This window comes from Nonomuraea fuscirosea, from assembly GCF_035917475.1.
Classification (GTDB): Bacteria; Actinomycetota; Actinomycetes; order Streptosporangiales; family Streptosporangiaceae; genus Nonomuraea; species Nonomuraea fuscirosea.
In genome coordinates this window covers 4,461,174-4,477,279 of the sequence record NZ_CP109074.1, presented here as the reverse complement: position 1 = coordinate 4,477,279, position 16,106 = coordinate 4,461,174, and the positions used below count along the sequence as shown (strand labels likewise).

The following is a 16,106-nucleotide window of genomic DNA, read 5'->3' as shown; positions in this document are numbered from 1 at the left end:
GCAAACATGGGGAAACTTCCTACCTACCGTGCAGAAATGAAGGAGAACGTTGATGTCCCGTGAGAAGCGGATCCCTGGGCCGGACCACCCCATTGAGGTCGTCGAGAACTCCAGTCTGATCCGGGTGGTCACTCGGGACGGCGGGAAGGTCGTCGCCGAGACGACCTCTGCCGTCACGCTGACCGAGGCCGGCTATCCGGCCGTTCACTACATCCCCCTGGCCGATGTCGACCAGGCACTTCTGGAGCGGACGGACTCCCACACCTACTGCCCGTACAAGGGCGAGGCGTCCTACTACAGCCTCGTCACCGCCGAGAAGAGGATCGCGGACGCGGTGTGGTTCTACGAGGAGCCGTTCGAGGCCGTGGGGGCGATCGCCGGCCGCGTCGCCTTCTACCCCGAGCACTTTGCGATCACCTCCGAGGCCGTCTCCAACTGACGGCCCCGCGCGGGGGTGGAGCGATTTCCCCATCGGCGCCCTGGTGTGTCCAGGTTTTCGGTGTATCTCGATCTTGACTTGTTCTCGAGTGGTCGGGAGTCAGGCGGCCTTCGAGGGTGATGGCGAAGACGTTCAGGGCGGCCTTCCAGTGAGTGATCCAGCGTTTGCGGCCCTTGCCGGCCGGGTCCAGGCTCATGATCGCCATGTGGACGCACCTGAGCGCGGCCTGCTCGTTGGGGAAGTGGCCACGGGCCTTGACCGCCCGCCGGATCCTGGCGTGGCTGGCCGATCACGCCGCCACCCATACCGCCGATCCCCTCGCCGACCGGCAAGCACGGGCGCCCTGGGGGAGCGCCCGCATCCGCTGGCTGCGCGCCGTGGAGGCGCATCTGTCCCCCCGGGGCGGGTGCATCGCGCTGATCCCGTACTACGCCGGTGCCCGCATCAGCGAGGTGGCCGATTGGTGACCTGCAGCGCACCTTGACCGGGAATCTGCAGCACTGCTTGGCCGCATGCCACCCGTAGTGACGGACGGGGCCAGTACTGGCTACTCGCTACTGGCACGGAATGAGGAAGGTCATGCGGTTCCTGGCACGGATGCTGGTGCGCATGGCACCATCAGCCGCTCCACCGCCTACGCGGCACTCGCGGGACGCCGGCCAGCAGCTATCCCACCCGTATCCCTCTTCTGCCCTTCGGTCTCCTAGCAGGATCGTTCTCATCGACAACGGCTGTCCACCGGCGTGCGGGCCTGATGGCGGAGACGACGATCACCACCGCCAGGCCGGTCAAGCAGAGCCACGAGAAGAGATCTCCCACGGTGCCGTAGACCGTCCGCACCGCCTGGGCACGGAGGTAGGCGACCATGGACACCTGGTCGGTGGCGAAGGAGTCGGCGGTGGCGAGCACGCGCCCGTGCGGATCAACGGCCTCGGACAGGCCTTCGTCGGCCGGGCGGAGCAGGGTGTATCCGTTCTCGACCGCGCGGAAGACCGCTCGCTGCGCGTGCGCTTCGCCCATGCCCTGCCAGTCCCGTGACGGCACGATCATCAGACCGGCCCGCCCGGCGGCCTGGCGCATCAGCGCGGGGAAGTCGGCGTCGTAGCAGATGGCCCCGGCCAGGTCGCCGTAGGTGGTGGCGATCACGGGGACGCGACCGCTGCCGGGGGTCAGCGCTTCCATCGGTGTGGGATGGGTCTTGTCGTAGTCCCAGGCGACACGGCCGCCGGGGGTGACCATGATGGTCTTGTTGCGCAGGTAAGGAGCCTGGTCGGCGTACACGGACAGGCCGGCCACGAGATACACGTGGTGCTTCGCGGTCAGCGCCCGGACCCGGGCGAGCAACGCGTCGAGATCCCGCTGCATGGTCCAGGCGCCGGTCTCCGACCAGGCGATGATCTTGGCTCCGGCGGCGGCCTCCTGCTCGCTGCGGGCCAGCAGTTCGTCCGTCACGCCCGCGATCGCCTGGCGCTCGGCCTGCGGGGCACGGGTCAGGACCTGCTGGAACGAACCGTACCGCGCACGCAGCCCGGCAGTGGCGGCCGCTCTCTTCTCGGCGGCGGCCCTGGAAGGGCTGATGGCGGCGACGCGTACCAGTGGCGCGGAGGAGGGGAAGAACGTCAGCCGCGCGCCGCCCGCGGCCAGGACGGTGACCAGCACCGCAGCGTAGGTCAGAACCTGCCGGGGCCAGCCGGGAGTCCGCTCCCGAACCTGGTTGACGATCGGGGCGCACCAGGTCACCAGGAAACTCACGCCATACGCGCCGGCCACGGATGCGATCTGGATCAACGGCAGATTGTCGTACTGGGTAGTGCCAAGCACGACAAAGGCGCCGAACGGGGTGATCTGCGCGAGCAGAAACTCCACGCTCACCCAGCCGAGCGGGAACACCAGGCTGCCCACGACTTTCAGGCGGGGCGCGAGCAGGCGGTCGAGCAGAAAGGGCAGGGCCAGCAGGGCGGCTATGGCCGTCACCACCAGCACCGACACGGCGGCGGGCAGTCTGGCGAGCAGGTCCGTCTGATACAGCCACGCCAGTCCGCCGACCGCCTGCACGAGCCACAGCGTGGCGAACCCGGGCAGGACGCGGCTCTGGCGGGCGAACCGCATCAGCAGGACGGGGAACAGCCAGGCCGCGACCGCCACGTGCCATGGACCGTGCCAGCCCAGGACGGCCAGCCCTCCGCCCGTGAGCAGCCAGACATATCGGTGGAGAGTGCCGTGCCTCCGTGACGCCTCGATCATCCCGGCAGTCTGACGAGCTCGGGCAGGTCAGGTGAAGCGTGCTGTCCCCCGAGGGGAGTGGGTGCTGGCACGTATGGCCGTGGCCTGGTGGGAAGGGCAGTTAAATGGTGGGGTGTCTCCAATGTGGCGGATTGTCCCCGCCGTGACCCTCGTCCTCGGCGTGCTCACGACCGTGGTCGTCATCGGCACGGCGGGCGGGCTGACGGTGGTGTTCGTCCTGCTCACGCCGCTGGTGGGCTGGTCGTTCACGATCGCGGGGATGGTGGTGTGGGCGCGCCGTCCGCGACTGCGTACGGGGCCGCTGATGGCCGCCGCCGGACTGGCGTGGTTCGTCCATTTGCTCACCTGGACGCATGCCGCCCCATGGGCGCTGATGGGGCAGGCCCTGAACAACTTGTACGTCGCGCTGGTCGGCCACCTTCTGCTCGCCTACCCCACAGGCAGGCTGCGCACCCGGCCGCTGCGTGCGCTCGTGGCGCTGGGTTACGCCGACGTGCTGGGCGTGCACGCCGCCCGCACGCTCCTGCCGCCGGGCCCGGTGGCCACAATGCTGGCCACCGTCGAGCTCGCCGTCGGGCTCGGGTTGCTGGTGGCGGGGGCCGCGGTACTGGCTGGGTGGTGGCGGCCGGCCGGCCCGGTCGAACGGCACGGGATGCGGTCCCATCTGCTGGCAGGGGGCTTGGCGGGCGTGGCCCTGGCCGCCAACATGCTCAGCGTCTGGCTCGCGCCCGGCTGGCAGTGGCCGCTGTTCGTGCTGTTCACCGGGGCCCTGGCGGCCGTTCCGCTCGCGTTCCTGGCCGGCCTGCTCGACCTGCGGCTGCGCCGGGCCGCGGTGGCCGACCTCCTCACGGGCAACGGCCGGGACGAGCACCTCGCCGCGGGTCTGGCCCGGGCGCTTCGCGACCCGTCGCTGCAGGTCGCCTATCGGGTGACCGGCCAGGACCGTTTCGTCGACGTTCAGGGCCGTCCGGTGGTCATGCCCGCGGAGGGAGATCGCCAGACCGCATCTCTGGTACGGCACGACGGCGACGCCATCGGAGCCGTCATCCACGACCGGGCGCTGCTGGCCGAGCCCGAACTCCTCGACGCGGTGGCCGCCGCCGGCCTGACCCTGCGGAACCGGCACCTGCACGCCGAACTGCGCGCCAGGCTGGCCGAACTGCAGGCGTCCAGGGTGCGATTGGTCGAGGCGGCGGCGGCCGAGCGGCGCCGGATAGAACGCAACCTGCACGACGGCGCCCAGCAGCAACTGGTCTCGGTCGCGATGGGCCTGGCCCTGCTGGAATCCCGGTTGGACCGCTCGCACGACACCCGTACGGTGCTCGCCGAGGCCCGCGCCGGCCTGACCACCGCTCTGAACGATCTCCGCAGGCTGAGCCAGGGCATCCACCCGGCCATCCTGTCCGAACGCGGCCTGCGCGCCGCCGTCTCCGAGCTGGCCTGGTCCTTCCCCGTCCCGGTCACGGTCCGGTGGAGTGCACCCGACCGGCTTCCGCACCCCGTGGAGCCGACGGCCTACTACGTGATCTCCGAAGCGCTGGCCAACGCCGCCAAACACGCTCGCGCCACCGCCGTCTCCGTCGAGGTCACGGCGGAGCCGGGAGAAGTCACCGTCGTCGTCCGCGACGACGGCGCCGGCGGTGCGAATGCCCGCGGCGCCGGCCTGAGCGGCCTGGCCGACAGGGTGGAGACGCTCGACGGCACCATGACGATCATCAGCCGTCCCGGAACGGGCACGACGGTACAGGCAGTGCTGCCATGCGCGTGATCGTGGCCGACGACGCGGTGCTCCTGCGGGAAGGATTGAGCCGGTTGCTGGCCGAGGCGGATTTCGAGATCGCCGGCACCGCGGCCGACCGCGAGGGGCTGCTGGCGCTGGTCGAGGCGGAACGGCCGGACGTCGCCGTCGTGGACATCCGGATGCCGCCCACGTACACCGACGAAGGGCTGCGCGCCGCCCGAGAGATCCGCGCCTCCCACCCGGCGACCGGGGTGCTCGTGCTGTCGCAGTACGTACGTGTGACGTACGCGCTCGAGCTCTTGGGAGACGATCCCCGCGGAGTGGGCTACCTTCTCAAGGATCGGGTCGCCGATCTGGAGGAACTCGCCGCGGCCGTGCGGCGGGTGGCGCACGGCGGCTCGGCGCTGGACCCCGAGGTGGTCGCCCTGCTCCTGGGACGCCACCAGTCCGGCAGCGGCCTGGCCGCGATGACCGGCCGCGAACGGGAAGTCCTCGCCCTCATGGCCGAAGGGCGGTCCAACCGCGCCATCGCCCGGCGACTCGGCATCGCCGAGCGCACGGTGGAGAAACACATCGCCGCCATCTTCGACAAGCTACGCATCCCCGCCGACGCCGACGCCCACCGCCGTGTCCTGGCGGTCATCGCGCATCTCCGCCAATGATCGGGAAGGCTGGCGGCTGTGCTGGTTCGAATCTCGCGCCTGTCCAGCGGGAACCGCGCAAACGCCGGATTCCGTCCCAGTAGCCAGTACTGGTCCTCCCGCCATTCCTACGCCCGCCGCGCCTCGGCAGGTCTTGAGGATCTGGCCCGCGACCACACCTTCCGCCCGGCAGGCAGGCCCGCACCCGACGCGCCGCCGTTCGCGTTCGGGCTGGCCTGGCGTACGAGCGCCTGCACCACCCGGGTCAGGACCTTCGTCGTGACGACCGGCGAGCTCGTCACCGCATGGGGTGGCCCGACGGCGACAGCTCAACGCTGACCCGCCGCCGCCCGCCCATGGTCACTGCCGCGCCCGGCGGGATAGGCCCGTGGCCGCCCAGGCCGCCTCGATCATCTCGAAGATCTCGTCCACCGCGGCCTCGGGATCGGCCGCCTGGCGGGCCAGCGAATGAGCGTCGATCACGAACCTCGCGATCGTCCGGCAGGCCGTGGTGGCCGGTGGCAGGCCGAGGTCGGCGGCGATGGCGGTCGCCAGGGCCTGTGCGTGACGCCGCTTCATCGACTCCTCGTAGTCGCGCAGAGCGGGTGACTGGTCGATCATGCGCCAGGTCGGGGCGGCGCCGTCCGCCGTGCAGTGGCGCACCATGGCGTGGAGCTCACGGCGCAGCGCGGGGATGAGCGGCTCATCAGGCGGCCGGTCGGCGACCGCCCGCGTAAGGCGGTGCTCGAACGTGTCGTCCTGCTCGAACACCAGGGCTTCCTTCGCGGCGAAGTGGGCGAAGATCGTGGTCACCGCCACGTCGGCCTCGGCGGCCACGTCGCGCAGGCCCACCGCGTCGTAGCCGCGATCGAGGAAGAGCCGCAGGGCGGTGTCGGCGATCTTCTGGCGGGTCGCGGCCTTCTTGCGCTCCCTGCGCCCGGACGGGACGGTCATGCGCTGATGCTATCAGCTACAAAAGTAGAGCGATTTCAAAACCCTAACGGTTAGTGCTACGGTCGACCGCATGAAGAAAGTGAGCTTCGCCGAGTTCGGCGGCCCGGAGGTCCTGCGCCTCATCGACGCCGAGGAACCCCACGTGGGTCCCGGTCAAATCCGCATCACCGTACGGGCGGCGGGCGTGAACCCCGTCGATTGGAGGGTCCGTGAAGGTCAGATGCTGAAGGCCCATCCGATCGAGTTGCCCGCCGGTGTAGGGCTGGACGCCGCCGGGGTGGTGGACGAGGTGGGCGAGGGCGTCGAAGACGTCAAGGCCGGCGATCACGTGTTCGGCGAGGGTTTCGAGACCTATGCCGAGTACGCCGTGATGTCCGCTTGGGCCCGTATGCCGGAAGGTCTGACGTTCGAGGAGGCGGCCGGGTACCCCTCCGTGGTCGAGACCGCGCTGCGCATCATCCGCGAGTCCGGGGTGCTGCCGGGCCAGACGCTGCTGGTCAGCGGTGCGTCAGGGGGCGTCGGGTCGGCGGTGCTGCAGATCGCCCGCGACCGCGGCATCTCGGTGATCGGTACGGCCGGGGCCGCGAACCAGGACTATCTGCGCAGCCTGGGCGCCCGCGCCACCACGTACGGGGAAGGGTGGCCCGAGCAAGTACGGCAGCTCGGCCAGGTGGACGCGGCCCTCGACCTGGCCGGCTCGGGCGTGATCCGCGAGCTCGTCGAGCTGACCGGCGACCCGCGCAAGGTGATCTCCATCGCCGACCTCGGCGCGCCGGAGTTCGGCGTGCGCTTCTCCGGCGTGGCGGGGAGCGTGCCGGATGCGCTCGCCGAAGCCGTCGGCCTCATCTCGCGGGGCAGGCTGCACATCCCGGTCGAACGGTCGTACCCGCTCGCCGAGGCCGCGAAGGCGCACATCGACAGCCAGGCCGGTCACGCGCGCGGGCGGCGCGTGCTGGTGATCTGAGCCGTTTCCGCCCCGCACCGGGCGGCTCGTCCCAGGTTGAGGACTCCACAAAGCATGGATTCGGCAAGGCGCTCCGTGGCCCCGGAGGACGCCGACCAGGCTGATCTACCCTTCCGGCATGGCATTCGTTATCCCGGAGATCAAGGTCGGCCTGGCCGAGCTCGGCGGCGAGCAGGGCACCTGGTGTTCGAAGTGCGGCAAGCGCGCGACCCTGTACATCGTCGACCCGGAGACCGGGAGCCACGCGTTCGCCTGCACGGCCGACGTCGGCGCGGAGATCGAGGACATGCTGCTGCGGTCCGCCGGTTAGGCGGCACAAGTCCCATCCATGGTCGTTCCGTCGGGCAGGAGCAGGGGGATCACCGGCCGGCAGCCGTACCGTCGTCGGGCGTTCATGCGCCGGACGGAGGAACTCTCTACAGTGCCCACGCGCGGAAGATCCCGTACGCGTGCGCCTACACAGAAAGTTCCCCCATGCGACTCCCAGGCTTCATCGTCCACCGGCTGCGAACCGCGCTCGTCCACTCGGCGGCACTGGCCGCCGTGGCGGCGACGCTCGTCTCCGCCCAGCCCGGCTCAGCGGCCGCCTCGACGCCACCGGAAACGGCCGCCGGCCACCAGGTGAAGCACGGCAGGCCGGTGGTCTGGTCGCACCGGGGCGCCTCGAAGAACGCGCCGGAGGAGACCACCGCCGCCTACCGGTGGGCCCTGGCCGACGGCGCCGACGTGCTGGAAGGTGACCTGGCCCAGACCAAGGACGGCGTGCTCGTGGTCATCCACGACAACACCCTCGCGCGGACCACGAACGTCGAAGAGGTCTTCCCCGACCGCGCCCCCTGGAACGTCATCGACTTCACCCTGGCCGAGATCAAGCAGCTCGACGCCGGCTCGTGGTCGGACCCGGCCTTCGCCGGGCAGCGTATCCTCACCCTGCGCGAGTGGTTCCGGCTCACCGGCGGCCGGGCGGGCCTCGCGCCCGAGCTCAAGTCACCGACCCTGTACCCCGGCATGGTGGAGAACCTGGTCAAGGAGCTGCGCGCCTGGGGTTACACCCATGACCTCAAGGCCGGGAACGGCGCTCCGCAGATCTGGGTCCAGTCCTTCGACGAGGCCGCGCTGCGCCAGTTCCACGCGCTGCTGCCCAAGGTGCCCACACTGCTGCTGCGCAGCGGCTACCCGTTCATGACGGCGACCGACGAGGTGCTCACCGAGCTGGCCACCTGGACCACCGCCATCGCCGGCAACCCGGTCCTGAGCACCGCCTCGCAGGTCGCCCGGGTCCAGTCCTTCGGCCTGAAAGTCGTCAGCGAGGTCGAGGACGGCCCGTCGATCCTCAGCATGATCGAGCTCCAGGGCTACGACTATGTGTTCACCAACGTGCCCGACGTCGCCAAAGCCGTGCTCAACGGCAAGCAGCCGCTGCGGACGAACCACGGCGTCGTCATCGACAGCGTGGTGTTCAACCCCGACGGCAGCGACGTCGAGCCCGACGGGGGCGAGTACGTCGCCCTCCGCAACACCACCGGCAGGCCGATCGACCTGAACGGCTACACCCTGCGCGAGTTCGGCAACACCCTCCTGCGGGTGGGCGACGGCGCCGTCATCGAGCCGGGCAGCTTCTACAAGGTGTACGTCGGCCCCGGCACCGACCGGCCGGACGCGCACTTCAACGGGCTGAGCGCCGGGGTGCTGGCCAACACGGTCACCGATCACGTCTACCTGTACAACCGCGACCGGGTGATGGAGGACCTGTACTCCTACCTGGCCTCCTGACCGTTCGCCGGCGGAACCTTGGGCGCGGTCCCGGCATCTAACACGCCGTGGACGCGCTCATCGCAGGAGACCCGCAGCACATCGGCGAGTACTGGCTCGCGGGCCGGCTCGGCTCCGGCGGCCAGGGAGTCGTGTACGACGCCTACGACCGTGAGGGACGCCGGGTCGCGCTCAAGGTGCTCCATGCGACCGGCGACGGGGCGGGCCGGGACCGGTTCGCCAAGGAGGCGGCGGCGGCCGGCCGGGTGGCGTCGTTCTGCACGGCCAGGGTGCTGGACTCCGACCTGTCGGGCAGCCGGCCGTACATCGTCAGCGAGTACGTGCCGGGCCCGAGCCTGCGCCAGGCGATCGGCCAGGGGCGCAGGTTCACCGGAGACGACCTGCACCGGCTGGCCACCGCGATCGCCACCGCGCTGACCGCCGTGCACGACGCGGGCGTGATCCACCGCGACCTCAAGCCGGACAACGTGCTGCTCGGCCCCGACGGCCCCCGGGTGATCGACTTCGGCATCGCGCGCACCGCGGACATGTCGCTGACCAGGACGGGCGAGGTGGCCGGCACGCCCACGTACATGGCGCCCGAGGTGTTCATGGGGCAGCGGGCGGGGGCGCCCGCCGATGTGTTCGCCTGGGGCGCGATCATGGTGTTCGCCGCCACCGGCGCGGATCCGTTCAGAGCCGACAATCTGGGCGGGGTCATGCACCAGGTGCTGTCGGCGCAGCCCGACCTGCGGGGGCTGCCGCCGCAACTGGCCACGCTGGTGACCGCCGCGATGGAGAAGGATCCCGCGGTCCGTCCCACGGCCCGCGACCTGCTGCTCGCGCTGGTCAGCGGGAACGGCCGGGACATGCGCGGCCTGCTGACCGCGGGCAGTCACGCGGCCAGGGGTGTGCACGTGCCCGACTCGGTCGTCCCGGCGCTGGGCACGATCGCCGAGGACGCCTACGGGGCGCTGACGCCGGACGAGCGCGACCTGGCCGCCGAGGTCTTCCTGCGCATGGTGGCGGTGACCGACGACGGGCACGAGACCGTCCGCTGGGCGCTGAAGGAGGAGCTGCTGGCCGGGCGCTCGGAGCGGGAGATCGTGGCGATCGAGCGCATTCTGCGCGCTTTCTCCTACCTGGTGACGCAGAAGGGCGACGCGGTGGGGCTGTCGCGTCCCGCCCTGCTGCGGGCCTGGCCGCGGCTGCGGCTGTGGGTGGACGGCGATCGTGACGGGCTCGCCGTACTGAGTCAGATCAGTGACGCGGCCCGCCGCTGGGCCGAGAACGGGCACAAGGACGGCGACCTGCTGCAGGGCAGCCGGCTGGACCACGTGCTGACCTGGGCGGCCACCGGGCGCAGGCACATCACGCTGACGCCGGGTGAGCGTGACTTCATCGCCGCGGGCACCCGGCTGACCAGGAAGCGCATCCGCCGCAGGCGGCTGACCACGCTCGCGCTGTCGGGGCTGCTCGCGGTGGCGCTGGTGGCGGGCGGCATCGCGGTGCTGCAGAGCAGGCAGATGGCCGAGCAGAGCAGGGTGGTCGGCCGGCAGCGCGACGAGGCCGTGGGGCGGCAGGTCGCGGCCGAGGCCGACAAGCTGCGCACCACCGACCCGGCCAGGGCGATGCTGCTCAGCGTGGCCGGGTGGCGGCTGGCCCCGGGCACCGACACCAGGCGGAGCCTGACGACCTCGCTGACGATGCCGGAGAGCGCGGTCTTCCGCGACCCGGGCGCGAAAGGGGTCTCCGCCGCGGCGACGGCGGCCGACGGGCGGACGCGGGTCATCGCCGGCGAGGACGGGGTGCGGGTCTACGACACCCCCTCGCGGCGGCAGACGGCGTTCTGGAAGTGGCCGGACGGGCTGCGCGCCCTGCCGACGGCGGCCGCGCTCAGCCCGGACGGAAAGACGCTGGTGGTCGTCAGCAGGGACATGGCGTACTCCTGGGACACCATGACGGGCAGGAAGCTGTACGAGCACCGCGTGGGCGCGGGCACCCCGGGCGTGCACGTGGCCTTCGACGGGCACGCGAGCCTGGCCGCGGTGATGCGGGAACAGTCGGTGGAGTTCCTCTGGGACACCAGGACCGGCAGGTCGTACCAGCCGGATCTGGAGGCGGGCCAGGCCCCGGCGATCGCCCCTTCCGGCGCCTACATCGCGGGGGTCGGGCTCAACCAGGGCGGGCTGAAGGTGATCCGCCTGCCCGGCCTCACCGTGGACACCCGGATACCGAAGAAGTGCGGCACGGTGGTGGCGTTCACGCCGGACAGCCGGCGGCTGTTGTGCGCGAACGGCGACATCGAGGCGTGGGACCTGCGCACCGCCAGGAAAGTGCCCGACGAGGACCGGCCGTTCTGGCAGGACTCGGCCGGCGACGACCTCAGCGGCGCGAGCCTGCGGGTCAGCCGCGACGGCCGCCGGTTGCTGGCCGCCGACGGACGAAGGATCCACCTGTGGGACGCGGACAAGGGCGACGAGCTCTACACGTACCAGGCGGAGGGCGAGCTCGACGAGGCCTGGCTGGACCCCCGTGGCAGGACCATCCGCTATCTGCTCGACAACTCGATCATCTCCGTCGACCTCGGCTCCCGCAGCTCCTCCCGCGAACTGCCCGGCGGGTACGCGGTCGACGCCTTCAGCCAGGACGCCGGCCTGATCGCCACCACGGAGCTCGACGGCCCCGTACGCGTGGGGGACGGCCGCGGACCCGGCGTGCCGTTGCGCGGCAGCGAGGGCGGCGTCAGCACGCTGTTCGACCCGGCGGGCAGGCGGCTGGCCGTCCTCATGACGGAGCAGACGGCGATCTCCGTCTGGGACGTGGCCAAGGGCACCCGGCTGTGGCGCTACGCCGTTCCGGACAACCAGGCGGTGCTCTCGCGGGCGTTCACCCCCGACGGCGGCAGGCTGGTGCTGTCGCTCAAGGAGCAGAGCGAGCGGGACGCGCGTAACGAGCTGGTCGTGCTGGCCGCCGACAGCGGCCGCGTGCTGTCCCGGCACCCGCTCGACACCGCCACGGGGACGATCGTCTCGACCCGCGACGGCACGGCGGTGGTGAGCAGCTCGGGCAGGGTGCTCGACCTGCGCACCGGTGACGGCGTCGGCCCCGGCTTCGACGGAGCGGGGCTGTCCGTCGCGGTCAGTCCCACGGCGCCGCTCCTGGCCCTCGGCTCCACCACGGTCGAGCTGTGGGACCTGGCGAAGGGCGCCGAACTGTCCCCCTCCCTGCGCGTGGCGAGTAACGCCCAGGTCGAGACCGTGCTGTTCAGCCATCGCGGCGATCTGCTCGCCCTGATCAGCAGAAGCATCGGTGAGACGTTCGACGACGTCTACACCGTCCAGCTCTGGGACGTCGCCTCACGGCAGCGGCTCGGCTCGTTCCCGATCGAGATCTTCGACCTGCTGGCGTTCAGCGCCGACGACCAGCGCCTCTACGTCTCGGGCAACAGATCAGGGACCGTCACGGAGATCCCGGTCGCCGGAGACCGCATCGCCGAGCTCGTGTGCGAGCGCGCCGGCCGCACCCTGAGCCCGGGGGAGTGGGACCAGTACCTGAAGGACGTCCCGTACCGCGACGTCTGCTCACGCTGATCCGGCGGCCCGGGAGCGGACGATCCCGCCGCTGTTGTCCGGTGGTCAATAAACTTGCCGTCCATGGCACCCAGGCGCAGGCGCAGCCCTGCGGAATCACGCGCCGAGCTGCTGGCGGCCGCGGCGAAGCTGATCGGGGAACGGGGTCCGGACGACGTCAGCCTGCGGCAGATCGCGCAGGAGGCCGGCGTCGCGCACGGGCTCGTGGCCCACTACTTCGGCACCTACGCCGCCCTGGTCAGGGAGGTGCTGCGGGCCGAGAACGACCGCATCGAGGCGCGCGTCCGCGAGCGCATCAGCGCCGATGACGGCGTGCCGCTCGCGGCGGGGATCATGGACGTGCTGTTCGACATCCTGGCGGACGAACGTTATCTGCGCCTGTTCGTGTGGACCGAGATGCACGCCGGCTACCGGGGCGCCGAGCGCCCGGAGCTGGTGGAGCTGATCGACACGATGGAGGCCGGCATTCACGCCGCCCTCGCGGGCGGGCCCGTGCCGAGCCGGGCCCGGATCGAGACGGTCGTGCTGACCGGGCTCGCGGCCGCCTACGGGTTCGCCATCGGCGGCAGGTCGTGGCTGGCGGGCATGGGTCACGATCCCGGCGACCCGGCGCACGAAGCGGAGTTCCGCGTCCAGCTCGCGCGAATGATGGCGGCGCACATGGTGGAGGAGGCCGGCTGACTTGTTCTCCACTTGGAGAATAAGATGATCGGGTCACGCCGATCGCACAGACAGGACGCCCCTCATGGCCGAGCCCGACCGTACCCCCGACCTGCTGGTCCGCCCCTCCGACGAGGAGCGCGAACGGGTCGCCAGGCGGCTCCAGGATGCCGCCGCCGCCGGGCGGGTCGGGCTGGACGAACTGGACGCGCGACTGGCCGAGATCTACGGTGCCGGCACCCGGGGCGAGCTCGCGCACGCGGGCCGCGGCCTGCCCGAACCGACTCGCGCGGACCTGCTGGTGGTACCGGACGAGCCCGGCTCCCGGTTCGCCATGAGCGTGTTCGGCTGGTTCAGCCGTAGGGGCCGCTGGGTCGCCCCGCCCGTGTTCACGTCGTTGTCGGTGTTCGGCGGCGGGGAGATCGACCTGCGCGACGCCCGCTTCGCCGGCCGGGAGATCCGGGTGCGCGCCTTCGCCCTGTGGGGGTACACGGAGGTCGTCGTGCCCGACGACGTGGAGGTCGAGGTCAAGGGCTTCGGCCTGTTCGGCGCCTTCGACAGGAGGGCCGCCCGCGCGGAACGCGGAGCGCCGCGAGTCGTCATCAGCGGCCTGGCCCTGTTCGGCGGCGTCGGCACGAAGACCAGGAAGCCGCCGGCCGGGCGCGGCTGAGGCCCCTCATCCGGCCGGGCGCGACTCAGGGCATCCGCCCGCGCCGGACGGGCCGGTTCGTGGGTGACGGCACGAGCCGGTCCCGCCCGGCGCGGGGTGTGGAGCCTCAGAAGTTGCCGTTCACCTGGTTGGACTCGCTGGTGATGGTGTCGCCGGCGCCGTCGACCCACTTGGCCGCGATGAAGATCTCGTCGCCGGCGGTGTCGACCGAGCCCCAGTCCTCGTTGAGCTGATCATGGGTGGCGGAGAGCCGTACATGCAGGTGGATGCCGTCGTCGTCGGCGTAGAGCGGCCCTCTCCGGTAGGTGTACGGGCCCATCTGCACGTTGTCGAACCAGGTGTCGCGTCCCATGACCCGCAGCTCGACCCGCGCGCCGTTGTTGATGTAGCCCTGCCCGTCGTACCTGTTCGACGGGAGCCAGACGTTGATGTTGACGGCGTAGGTGTTGTTGTCGTGGCTCGGGCCGGGGAAGGTCTCGATGCTCAGGCCGACGTGCATCTCGGTCACGGCCGCCGCCGGCAGCGTCGTCACGGACAGGGCCAGGGCGAGGCCGGCTCCCGCGGCGGCCAGCCGTCGTCCGATGCGGCCCGCCCGGCCGGAAGGGACGACCTGCGGCCGCTGATGCCGGACACGGGAGCGCTGGATCAAGGGGAACATGGGTCTCCTTCTCGTCAAGGGCACTGCCCTGCGGCGGTTGGCCGGCGGCCTTCACCGGGAAGACGTTCCGCGCCGTTCCAAGCCGTTCCAGCCGCCTGAGGAGCACGTGGTTGGTCTTGACGTGGCGTCGACCTGTTCAATGAGAGGCATGAGGATCGGCGAGCTGGCGACGCTGGCCGGGGTGTCCACCCGGACCATCCGCCACTACCACCATCTCGGGCTGCTCCCCGAGCCCCAACGGCTGGCCAACGGTTACCGCGAGTACCGGCTGCGCGACGCGGTGGCGCTCGCCCGCGTGCGGCGGCTGGCCGAGCTCGGCCTGTCGCTGGACGAGGTACGCGACGCCCTGGCCGACGACGAGGGCCAGGAGCTGCGGGAGATGCTGCTGGAGCTGGACGCCGACCTGGCCAGGGAGCAGGCCGCGATCGCCGCCAGAAGGGCCCGGCTGGCGGCGCTGCTGACGGAGGCGGACCTGCATCCCGACTCGACGGTCTCACCCGACATAGCCGAGGTGCTGCGCGGCCTGCCCACAGGAACCTCGGCCTTCGCCGAGTTCGACCGCGAACTGCTGACCCTGGCCGCCGGCGGGCGCGACTCCGGGGGCCGGTCCGACTTCGCCGAGCTGCTACGGCCCCTCACCGAGCCAGAGGCGTACGCGCGAGGACAGGCCCTCATCGCCCGGATGGACGAGCTCGCCGAGGCCGGCCCCGATGATCCGCGCGTGGCCGAGGTCGCGCATGACCTCGCGGCCCACCTGCCCGCCGAGATGGTCTCGGTGATGCTGACGAGCCTCGACGACGCGACCACCGGACACTGGCTGGAGGAGATGCTGCGCGAACTCCCCGCCGCCCAGGGGGAGGTCCTCCAGCTGCTCGTGACCCGGCTGAGGCGGCGAGACTGAGGCCGGCTTCCTGCCGGCGGTGAGGCCGGCCGGCGGTGTCAGAGCCGCGTGGCGACGCCGACCAGCCGGGCGAGGGGGAGGGAGCGGCTGTGCGCGGGCCAGGCGAGGGTGGTGGTGACGGCGGGCGCGTCGCTGACGGGAACGGCGGCATGCTCCGCCCACAGCCAGGCGTAGGCGGAGGCGGGGATGACGATCAGCGCGAGCCCGAGCGCGACCAGCTGCGCCATCTGCGCCTGGTCCTTGACCTCGGGTCCGGGGCCGGGCGGATAGGTGCCGTCCAGCCGGGGCCAGCGGGCGATCGGCAGACCGGGTACGTCGGCGGCCTCGGCCATGGACAGCGAGTCGCGCGTGGCGTAAGGATGCCCGGCGGGCAGGACGGCGACCTGCCCCTCGGTCAGCAGGTCCTCGGTGTCGAACCCGGACAGGTCGTCGAAGGGCCGGTGCACGAGCGCCACGTCGGCGCGGCCGTCGCGCAGCAGCCTCGCCTGCTCGCCGATGCCGCACATCAGCACCTCGACCTCGGCCGCCTCCGGTTCGGCGGCGTACGCGTCGAGGAGGTCGCGCAGCAGCTCGTGGGACGCGCCGGCCTTCGTCGCCAGCACCAGGCGCTCGCCGGACCGCGCCGCGCGGCGGGTACGGCGGGCGGCGGCGGTCGCGGCGTCGAGGGCCGCACGGGCCTCGCGCAGCAGCACCTCCCCGGCGGCGGTGAGGGCGACGCCGCGCCGGTCGCGGTCCAGCAGGGTGACGCCCAGGCGCCGCTCCAGCTGCTGGATCGCGCGCGACAGCGGCGGCTGCGCCATCCCGAGGCGCTCGGCGGCCCGGCCGAAGTGCAGCTCTTCGGCGACGGCCACGAAGTACCTCAGCTCGCGGGTCTCCAGGGTGTCCACCG

At 71.6% G+C, this 16,106-nt stretch carries 16 protein-coding genes and 1 pseudogene; 12 read left to right on the top strand and 5 right to left on the bottom strand.

Annotation, left to right across the window (positions count from 1 at the left end; genetic code table 11):
- The first annotated feature begins 52 nt into the window (after positions 1-52).
- A complete protein-coding gene (locus tag OIE67_RS20460) occupies positions 53-439 on the top strand; it encodes a DUF427 domain-containing protein (RefSeq protein WP_326642657.1) in 387 nt (128 codons plus the stop codon).
- 103 nt (positions 440-542) lie between these two features.
- Here OIE67_RS20460 and OIE67_RS20455 read toward each other — a convergent pair.
- A pseudogene (locus OIE67_RS20455) lies at positions 543-719 on the bottom strand (transposase); the annotation flags it as partial.
- On the opposite strand from OIE67_RS20455, the gene OIE67_RS20450 reads away from it, so the two are divergent.
- On the top strand, positions 643-906 hold the full coding sequence (locus OIE67_RS20450; protein ID WP_326642655.1) for a hypothetical protein: 264 nt from the start codon (positions 643-645) through the stop codon (positions 904-906). The pseudogene OIE67_RS20455 and the gene OIE67_RS20450 overlap by 77 nt on opposite strands.
- A 199-nt stretch (positions 907-1,105) precedes the next feature.
- Here the strand turns inward: OIE67_RS20450 and OIE67_RS20445 are convergent, their stop codons facing one another.
- The gene (locus OIE67_RS20445) at positions 1,106-2,683 is read right to left on the bottom strand and encodes a nitrilase-related carbon-nitrogen hydrolase (RefSeq protein ID WP_326642653.1); all 1,578 of its coding nucleotides are present in this window, start codon (positions 2,681-2,683) and stop codon (positions 1,106-1,108) included.
- A gap of 121 nt (positions 2,684-2,804) precedes the next feature.
- Between OIE67_RS20445 and OIE67_RS20440 the strand changes: the two genes are divergently transcribed.
- The 3 genes from OIE67_RS20440 to OIE67_RS20430 are packed head-to-tail and all read left to right on the top strand — an operon-like array spanning position 2,805 to position 5,404.
- Complete coding sequence (locus OIE67_RS20440) at positions 2,805-4,451, top strand: ATP-binding protein (protein WP_326642651.1); 1,647 nt, start codon at positions 2,805-2,807, stop codon at positions 4,449-4,451.
- Entirely contained in the window at positions 4,442-5,086 is a 645-nt protein-coding gene (locus OIE67_RS20435; protein ID WP_326642649.1) for a response regulator transcription factor, read from the top strand. The genes OIE67_RS20440 and OIE67_RS20435 overlap by 10 nt, the downstream gene beginning before the upstream one ends.
- Before the next feature lie 18 nt (positions 5,087-5,104).
- On the top strand, positions 5,105-5,404 hold the full coding sequence (locus OIE67_RS20430; protein WP_326642647.1) for a hypothetical protein: 300 nt from the start codon (positions 5,105-5,107) through the stop codon (positions 5,402-5,404).
- 21 nt (positions 5,405-5,425) lie between these two features.
- Here OIE67_RS20430 and OIE67_RS20425 read toward each other — a convergent pair whose 3' ends face one another.
- Positions 5,426-6,019: a TetR/AcrR family transcriptional regulator gene (locus tag OIE67_RS20425; RefSeq protein ID WP_326642645.1), complete on the bottom strand. Its 594-nt coding sequence runs from the start codon at positions 6,017-6,019 to the stop codon at positions 5,426-5,428.
- Positions 6,020-6,089: 70 nt separating this feature from the next.
- Between OIE67_RS20425 and OIE67_RS20420 the strand changes: the two genes are divergently transcribed.
- From OIE67_RS20420 to OIE67_RS20395, 6 genes are all read left to right on the top strand, one after another.
- A complete protein-coding gene (locus tag OIE67_RS20420; RefSeq protein WP_326642643.1) occupies positions 6,090-6,983 on the top strand; it encodes an NADP-dependent oxidoreductase in 894 nt (297 codons plus the stop codon).
- A gap of 118 nt (positions 6,984-7,101) precedes the next feature.
- Positions 7,102-7,293 (top strand): hypothetical protein, encoded by a 192-nt coding sequence (locus tag OIE67_RS20415; protein WP_326642641.1) that lies wholly within the window; start codon positions 7,102-7,104, stop codon positions 7,291-7,293.
- 164 nt (positions 7,294-7,457) lie between these two features.
- Complete coding sequence (locus OIE67_RS20410; protein ID WP_326642638.1) at positions 7,458-8,756, top strand: glycerophosphodiester phosphodiesterase family protein; 1,299 nt, start codon at positions 7,458-7,460, stop codon at positions 8,754-8,756.
- 47 nt (positions 8,757-8,803) lie between these two features.
- On the top strand, positions 8,804-12,328 hold the full coding sequence (locus OIE67_RS20405) for a WD40 repeat domain-containing serine/threonine protein kinase (protein ID WP_326642637.1): 3,525 nt from the start codon (positions 8,804-8,806) through the stop codon (positions 12,326-12,328).
- 63 nt (positions 12,329-12,391) lie between these two features.
- Positions 12,392-13,009 (top strand): TetR/AcrR family transcriptional regulator, encoded by a 618-nt coding sequence (locus OIE67_RS20400; RefSeq protein WP_326642635.1) that lies wholly within the window; start codon positions 12,392-12,394, stop codon positions 13,007-13,009.
- Between the two features lie 64 nt (positions 13,010-13,073).
- Positions 13,074-13,658 (top strand): DUF1707 SHOCT-like domain-containing protein, encoded by a 585-nt coding sequence (locus OIE67_RS20395; RefSeq protein WP_326642633.1) that lies wholly within the window; start codon positions 13,074-13,076, stop codon positions 13,656-13,658.
- A gap of 106 nt (positions 13,659-13,764) precedes the next feature.
- Here the strand turns inward: OIE67_RS20395 and OIE67_RS20390 are convergent, their stop codons facing one another.
- The gene (locus tag OIE67_RS20390) at positions 13,765-14,316 is read right to left on the bottom strand and encodes a hypothetical protein (RefSeq protein WP_326642631.1); all 552 of its coding nucleotides are present in this window, start codon (positions 14,314-14,316) and stop codon (positions 13,765-13,767) included.
- Positions 14,317-14,464: 148 nt separating this feature from the next.
- On the opposite strand from OIE67_RS20390, the gene OIE67_RS20385 reads away from it, so the two are divergent.
- Complete coding sequence (locus tag OIE67_RS20385; protein ID WP_326642629.1) at positions 14,465-15,217, top strand: MerR family transcriptional regulator; 753 nt, start codon at positions 14,465-14,467, stop codon at positions 15,215-15,217.
- A gap of 38 nt (positions 15,218-15,255) precedes the next feature.
- On the opposite strand, the gene OIE67_RS20380 is transcribed toward OIE67_RS20385, so the two are convergent.
- Entirely contained in the window at positions 15,256-16,104 is an 849-nt protein-coding gene (locus OIE67_RS20380) for a LysR family transcriptional regulator (RefSeq protein ID WP_326642627.1), read from the bottom strand.
- Positions 16,105-16,106 lie beyond the last annotated feature (2 nt).

Excerpts from the sequence above, each read along its gene's own strand:
- OIE67_RS20460 (WP_326642657.1), top strand. The coding sequence starts at position 53 with ATGTCCCGTGAGAAGCGGATCCCTGGGCCGGACCACCCCATTGAGGTC.
- OIE67_RS20450 (WP_326642655.1), top strand. The coding sequence starts at position 643 with ATGTGGACGCACCTGAGCGCGGCCTGCTCGTTGGGGAAGTGGCCACGG.
- OIE67_RS20445 (WP_326642653.1), bottom strand. The coding sequence starts at position 2,683 with ATGATCGAGGCGTCACGGAGGCACGGCACTCTCCACCGATATGTCTGG.
- OIE67_RS20440 (WP_326642651.1), top strand. The coding sequence starts at position 2,805 with ATGTGGCGGATTGTCCCCGCCGTGACCCTCGTCCTCGGCGTGCTCACG.
- OIE67_RS20435 (WP_326642649.1), top strand. The coding sequence starts at position 4,442 with ATGCGCGTGATCGTGGCCGACGACGCGGTGCTCCTGCGGGAAGGATTG.
- OIE67_RS20425 (WP_326642645.1), bottom strand. The coding sequence starts at position 6,019 with ATGACCGTCCCGTCCGGGCGCAGGGAGCGCAAGAAGGCCGCGACCCGC.
- OIE67_RS20420 (WP_326642643.1), top strand. The coding sequence starts at position 6,090 with ATGAAGAAAGTGAGCTTCGCCGAGTTCGGCGGCCCGGAGGTCCTGCGC.
- OIE67_RS20415 (WP_326642641.1), top strand. The coding sequence starts at position 7,102 with ATGGCATTCGTTATCCCGGAGATCAAGGTCGGCCTGGCCGAGCTCGGC.
- OIE67_RS20410 (WP_326642638.1), top strand. The coding sequence starts at position 7,458 with ATGCGACTCCCAGGCTTCATCGTCCACCGGCTGCGAACCGCGCTCGTC.
- OIE67_RS20400 (WP_326642635.1), top strand. The coding sequence starts at position 12,392 with ATGGCACCCAGGCGCAGGCGCAGCCCTGCGGAATCACGCGCCGAGCTG.
- OIE67_RS20395 (WP_326642633.1), top strand. The coding sequence starts at position 13,074 with ATGGCCGAGCCCGACCGTACCCCCGACCTGCTGGTCCGCCCCTCCGAC.
- OIE67_RS20390 (WP_326642631.1), bottom strand. The coding sequence starts at position 14,316 with ATGTTCCCCTTGATCCAGCGCTCCCGTGTCCGGCATCAGCGGCCGCAG.
- OIE67_RS20385 (WP_326642629.1), top strand. The coding sequence starts at position 14,465 with ATGAGGATCGGCGAGCTGGCGACGCTGGCCGGGGTGTCCACCCGGACC.